The 5,304-nt window shown below is 62.6% G+C and carries 10 protein-coding genes; all 10 read right to left on the bottom strand.

The features are described from left to right. Positions 1–450 precede the first annotated feature (450 nt). Positions 451–816, bottom strand: coding sequence for a 50S ribosomal protein L17 (gene rplQ / locus GY769_20575; protein ID MCP4204316.1), 366 nt, complete (start codon positions 814–816; stop codon positions 451–453). A 31-nt stretch (positions 817–847) separates the two neighbouring features. Further along, complete coding sequence (locus tag GY769_20570; protein ID MCP4204315.1) at positions 848–1,819, bottom strand: DNA-directed RNA polymerase subunit alpha; 972 nt, start codon at positions 1,817–1,819, stop codon at positions 848–850. 64 nt (positions 1,820–1,883) lie between these two features. Then, positions 1,884–2,513 carry a 30S ribosomal protein S4 gene (gene rpsD / locus GY769_20565; GenBank protein ID MCP4204314.1) on the bottom strand — a complete coding sequence of 210 codons (630 nt, stop codon included), beginning with the start codon at positions 2,511–2,513 and terminating at the stop codon, positions 1,884–1,886. 46 nt (positions 2,514–2,559) lie between these two features. After that, positions 2,560–2,958 carry a 30S ribosomal protein S11 gene (gene rpsK / locus GY769_20560; protein ID MCP4204313.1) on the bottom strand — a complete coding sequence of 133 codons (399 nt, stop codon included), beginning with the start codon at positions 2,956–2,958 and terminating at the stop codon, positions 2,560–2,562. A gap of 18 nt (positions 2,959–2,976) precedes the next feature. Further along, positions 2,977–3,357 (bottom strand): 30S ribosomal protein S13, encoded by a 381-nt coding sequence (rpsM, locus tag GY769_20555; protein ID MCP4204312.1) that lies wholly within the window; start codon positions 3,355–3,357, stop codon positions 2,977–2,979. Between the two features lie 6 nt (positions 3,358–3,363). Next, on the bottom strand, positions 3,364–3,477 hold the full coding sequence (rpmJ, locus tag GY769_20550) for a 50S ribosomal protein L36 (GenBank protein MCP4204311.1): 114 nt from the start codon (positions 3,475–3,477) through the stop codon (positions 3,364–3,366). A gap of 17 nt (positions 3,478–3,494) precedes the next feature. Continuing rightward, positions 3,495–3,716, bottom strand: a complete 222-nt coding sequence (gene infA, locus GY769_20545) for a translation initiation factor IF-1 (GenBank protein MCP4204310.1) — start codon at positions 3,714–3,716, stop codon at positions 3,495–3,497. Between the two features lie 27 nt (positions 3,717–3,743). Further along, positions 3,744–4,502 (bottom strand): type I methionyl aminopeptidase, encoded by a 759-nt coding sequence (map, locus tag GY769_20540; GenBank protein MCP4204309.1) that lies wholly within the window; start codon positions 4,500–4,502, stop codon positions 3,744–3,746. Then, positions 4,499–5,101 carry an adenylate kinase gene (locus tag GY769_20535; protein ID MCP4204308.1) on the bottom strand — a complete coding sequence of 201 codons (603 nt, stop codon included), beginning with the start codon at positions 5,099–5,101 and terminating at the stop codon, positions 4,499–4,501. Before GY769_20535 ends, map begins: the two co-directional genes overlap by 4 nt. Then, the coding region (locus GY769_20530) for a preprotein translocase subunit SecY (GenBank protein ID MCP4204307.1) at positions 5,094–5,304 on the bottom strand (211 nt) is incomplete at its 5' end. The genes GY769_20530 and GY769_20535, both read right to left, overlap by 8 nt.

Genomic DNA, 5,304 nt, shown 5'->3' with positions numbered 1-5,304 from the left:
GAGGCTGGGGGGGAGTAGGTACGCAGGCCGTCGGGACTGCCCACGGCGTCGAAAACCAGCCGGAGGGGACACGAAGGAATCGTGTCCCCGAAGGCACCGGCCGCATACCTCTCGGAGTGAGCCTCTAGCGAAGGAAGAGAGGCATCGGCGGGCTACTGTCGGTAGCACAACGAGGGGCACCGAGGGATCGGGATTCTTCGGCTTCGCCTCAGAATGACACTCTGAAACTTGCCGGCTCGCGGCTGAAAGGCCGGCCGCGTGCCTCCTGAAGCGAAGCCTCTCCGTGCGAGCGAAAGGAGGCACCGGCGGCCTTCGATCGGTACCGGTAGCACAGAGCCACGCCGGGACTCGGGATTCTTCGGCTCCGCCTTTGAATGACATACCACAGAAAACGCCGGCGTTCCCGCCGGCGTTCACCTTTGCAGACCGCCGGCGTCAGCCGGCGCACCTTTACTCCTCGCCCTTCTCCACCAGCTCCAGAATCGCCATCTCCGCCCCGTCGCCCTTGCGCGGACCCAGTTTCGTGATTCGCGTGTAACCGCCCGAGCGATCCGCGAAGCGCGGCGCGATCTCGTCGAAGAGCTTCTTCACATGCGTGCGATCGGGCACCCACTGGCGCACCATGCGGCGCGCGTGGACCGTGTCCCGCTTGCCCCGGGTGATCATCTTCTCCGCCACCGGCCGAAGCTCCTTGGCCTTGGCCAGGGTCGTGCGGATCTGCTCGCTCTGGATCAGCGAAGCCAGCTGATTGCGAAACATCGCCTTGCGATGTGCGCTCGTTCTGCTGAGCTTGCGTCCGTGGACACCGTGTCTCATTGAAAAACCTCCCGTGGCCTAGGCCACCGGGTTATTGCGCTCCGCCTTCTACGTCCATCCCGAAGGAGAGGCCGTAGCTCTCGAGCAGATCGTGGACCTCATCGAGAGACTTCTTGCCGAAGTTCTTGGTCTCGAGCATGTCCCGCTCACTCCTAGCAACCAGGTCGCGAAGGGTCATGATATTGGCGTTCTTCAGGCAGTTGGTCGAACGGACCGAGAGATCCAACTCGTCGATGCGCTTGACCAGAATCGAGTCGAGCGCGCTGCCGATCGAGGAAACTTCTTCTTCGACCTCGGCCAGCAGGGCCTCCTCGGAACCGATGAAAATGCCGAGGTGCTTGTTGAGCAGGTCGGCCGCCTGCGAGACCGCGTCTTCCGGAGAGATGGTGCCGTTGGTCCAGACCTCGAGCAGGAGCTGCTCGTAGTCGGTCGCACGACCGACGCGAGCGGCCTCGACGCGGTAGTTCACCCTCTTGATCGGGCTGTGCACCGAGTCGACCGGAATCCAGCCGAGCCCCAGGGTCTCGTCGAAGTTGCGCTCCGCGCTCACGTAGCCGCGGCCCTTTTTGATCTGGGCTTCGAGCTTGAGCGTACCGGACTCGTTGATCGTCGCGATAGGAGCTGCCTCGTCGCAGATCTCCACATTCGCGTCGGCGTTGAAGAGACCGGCATCGGCCACACCCGCGCCCGCGGCGTCCAGCGTGATCACCTTGGGCTCGTCCGAGTGCAGCAGGAAAGGGATCTCTTTGAGGTTGAGGATAATGTCGGTCACATCCTCCACCACGCCCGGGATCGCCGAGAACTCGTGCAGAACGCCTTCGATGCGAACGGCCGAGACCGCGGCACCTTCGATCGACGACAACAGGCAGCGCCGCAGCGCGTTACCGATGGTGTTGGCAAAGCCTCGCTCGAACGGCCGTGCGATGAACTTGCCGTAGGTCGGAGTGTACGACTCGCGCTCGACCTCGAGGCTCTTGGGCCGTTGAAAAACCTGATATTCCATAACCGACTCCTTGTATCTATGTACCCGAGTGAACTCCGGGGTTTTCAGTTACCGAGTTACCGAGTTACCGACTGTAGAGCTCGACGATCAGCTGTTCTTCGATGGCGAGCTTGATCTCTTCGCGCGTGGGCAGGGCCGTGACCGAGCCGGAGAAATTGTCGGGGTCCATCTCCAGCCAGCTGGGAATGCCCCGGCCCCTGGCGGTCTCGACACTCGCGCGAATGAAGTCGTTCTTACGGCTGCCTTCCTTTATCGCGATCTCGTCTCCCACCTTGACCTGGAAGGACGGAATGGTGTTCTTCCTGCCGCCCACCTGGACATGACCGTGGCGGACGAGCTGGCGTGCCTGCGCTCTCGACGAGGCGAACCCCAGGCTGTAGACCACGTTGTCCAAACGCCGCTCGAGAATCGCCAGGAGGTTCTCGCCGGTGATGCCCTTGCGCCGCTCCGCCTGCTTGAAATAGCTGCGGAACTGCTTCTCGAGCACCCCGTACGAACGCTTCACCTTCTGCTTCTCACGCAGCTGAATGCCGTAGCCGAGATTGCGGCGACCGCGCCGCTGGCCGTGCTGACCCGGAGGATACCCGCGCCGCTCGATGGCGCACTTCTCTTTGAAGCACCGATCGCCCTTCAGAAAGAGCTTCATGCGCTCGCGCCGGCAAAGCCGGCAGACTGGACCTGTGTAACGTGCCAATTCCTATTCCTCCAATTCGACTTCTATCTCGAGTACGGCTGGGTCCTCAGACCCGGCGCCGTTTCGGTGCTCTGCATCCATTGTGCGGGATCGGCGTTACGTCGCGGATCGACTTGACGTCGATTCCCGAAGCCGAAAGTGCTCGGATGGCCGACTCGCGACCCGCGCCCGGTCCGTTCACCTCGACGTCGACGCTGCGCACGCCGAATTCACGGGCCTGAACGCCCGCGTTCTTGCCCGCGACCTGCGCGGCAAACGGCGTTCCCTTGCGCGATCCCTTGAAGCCGATGCGGCCGGCCGACGACCAGGTCAGGACCCCGCCATCGGGATCCGATACGGTCACGATCGTGTTGTTGAACGTCGCCTTGACGTGAACGACACCGTGCGGCACGACGCGCTTTTCCTTCTTCCGGCGCTCTTTGCCGCCTGTTTTACTCTTCGCCATAGTTGAAACTCCTCGTTTCTACTTCTTTACTTTCTTCTTGCCGGCCACGGCGCCGCGCTTGGGTCCCTTGCGGGTTCGGGCGTTGGTGTGTGTGCGCTGGCCGCGCGTGGGCAAGCCCCGGCGATGGCGCATGCCCCGGTAGGAGCCGATCTCGATCAAGCGCTTGATGTTCTGGGTGACATCCTTGCGCAGGTCGCCCTCGACCAGCAGATCGTTCTGGATGATCTCTCGGATTTTGCGAGCCTCGTCCTCGGCCAGGTCCTTGACCTTTACGGTCTCTTCGACACCGGCCTTGGACAGGATCTGGCGCGAGCTGGTCGCTCCGATACCGTGGATGTAGGTCAATCCGATCCAGATCTGCTTGTTGGGCGGTAGGTCGATGCCCGCGATTCTTGCCATGACTTGCTACCCCTGCCTCTGCTTGTGTTTCGGGTTCTCGCAGATCACCCGAACGACACCACGACGGCGGACGATCTTGCACTTGGCGCACATTTTCTTGACTGAAGCTCGTACTTTCATCTTTTCGTTCCTCGGACCTAGCCGCGCAAGCGGTAGGTGATCCGTCCTCGGTCGAGGTCGTAGGGCGACAGCTCTATGCGCACCCTGTCACCCGGAAGAATCCGAATGAAGTGTTTACGCATTTTTCCGGAAACGTGGGCCAAAACCTCGTGTCCGTTCTCGAGCTCCACTTTGAACATCGCGTTCGGCAAGGGCTCCTTGACCACCGCTTCGACTTCTATTGCATCTTCCTTCGACAAAACTCTCCCATTTCTCCTGGTTACCCTCTATGCCGCCTTGGGCATCCGACCCAACACTCGCGCCCCCGAATCGGTGACGGCGATCGAGTACTCGAAATGCGCCGACAGCGATCCGTCCTTCGTCCGAGCGGTCCAGCCATCCGCATCCACGCGCACGTCCGCGGTGCCGACGTTGACCATCGGCTCGACAGCCAGGACCAGCCCCGCTTTGAGCCGCGGGCCCTTGCCCGGAGCGCCGAAGTTGGGCACCTGCGGCTCTTCGTGCAGCTGGGTCCCGATTCCGTGCCCGACGAACTCGCGAACCACCGCGAAACCCTGCCTGGCCACGTGCGCCTCGACCGCGTGGCCGATGTCCGACAGAAAGCGGCCGGGCTCGATCGCCTCCACGGCTTTCTCGAGCGACTCGCGGGTCGTACGCATGAGCCGTGCCGCCTCGCTACTGATCTCGCCGACCGCGAAAGTCCTGGCCGCGTCACCGTAGTAGCCCTTGTAGAGAACCCCACAGTCGATGCCGACGATGTCTCCCTCGGCCAACGGCGTTTCGTTCGGGATGCCGTGCACGATCACGTCGTTGATTGACGTGCAAAGCGTTGCCGGGAAACCCCGGTAGTTCAGAAACGCCGGCACCCCGCCCGCGCCGCGAATGTGCTCCTCGGCGATCGTGTCCAGCGACTTCGTGGTCACCCCGGGCGCAACCGACTCGGCCATGAGATTCAGCACCTCGTGAACGATCCGGTTGGCCTCATCCATGAGGTCGACCTCTCCTGGTGTCTTGAAGACCATCAGGCGTCCACCGGTTCCTTGGCGAGCCCGCCGCCGACCCTGGTCTCGAAAGCCTTCATCATGGCCTCCGTGACCTCGTCGATCGACTGTTTCCCATTCACCCGCTCGACCAGGCCCATTGCACTGTAGAAGTCCACCAGCGGATTAGTGACCTCTCGGTAGAGCTCGATGCGCCGTTTGATGACCTCTTCCTTGTCGTCCTCGCGTTGCCGGGCCAGAGCTCGCCGCACCAGTTCCTCCTCGGGAACATCGATGAACCAGACGATGTCGAGGGACTCGGCGAGCTCTTCGAGAATCCCGGCGAGGGTCTCGGCCTGCCCCTGGTTGCGCGGATAGCCATCGAGCAGAAAGCCGTTCTTGGCGTCGTCCTCGGCGAGACGGGTCTTCACGACCTCGGCCATGGTCTCGTCGTCGACAAGAGCGCCCGAGTTGAGGATCGCCTCGACGCGTTGCCCGAGATCGCTGCCCGCGGCCACGGCTTCGCGCAGCATTTCGCCGGTCGAGATCGCCGGGATCCCGATCCGCTCGGCCACGCGCTCGGCCTGGGGTCCCTTGCCGGAACCCGGCGCGCCCAGAAGCACACCTCGAACAGGTCTATCCACGGCGTCCTCTCATGCGGCCTCGCTTCCTGAAACCGGCGTAATTGCGCATCACCAGCTGGCTCTCGAGTTGCTGGACGAAGTCCATGGCCACGCCGACGACGATCAGCAGCGAGGTGCCACCGAAGTAGAAGTTGATGCCCATGCCCTGCGTAACCCAGGTCGGCAGGTTGCCATCCAACGTATCACCCACAAAGGGTAGCCCG

Source organism: bacterium (assembly GCA_024224155.1).
Taxonomy (GTDB): domain Bacteria; phylum Acidobacteriota; class Thermoanaerobaculia; order Multivoradales; family JAHEKO01; genus CALZIK01.
Note: the sequence above shows the minus strand (reverse complement) of the source record. Positions and strands in the feature narration are given on the sequence as shown.

Coding starts and splice junctions, on each gene's coding strand:
- rplQ (MCP4204316.1), bottom strand. CDS start 816: ATGAGACACGGTGTCCACGGACGCAAGCTCAGCAGAACGAGCGCACAT.
- GY769_20570 (MCP4204315.1), bottom strand. CDS start 1,819: ATGGAATATCAGGTTTTTCAACGGCCCAAGAGCCTCGAGGTCGAGCGC.
- rpsK (MCP4204313.1), bottom strand. CDS start 2,958: ATGGCGAAGAGTAAAACAGGCGGCAAAGAGCGCCGGAAGAAGGAAAAG.
- rpsM (MCP4204312.1), bottom strand. CDS start 3,357: ATGGCAAGAATCGCGGGCATCGACCTACCGCCCAACAAGCAGATCTGG.
- rpmJ (MCP4204311.1), bottom strand. CDS start 3,477: ATGAAAGTACGAGCTTCAGTCAAGAAAATGTGCGCCAAGTGCAAGATC.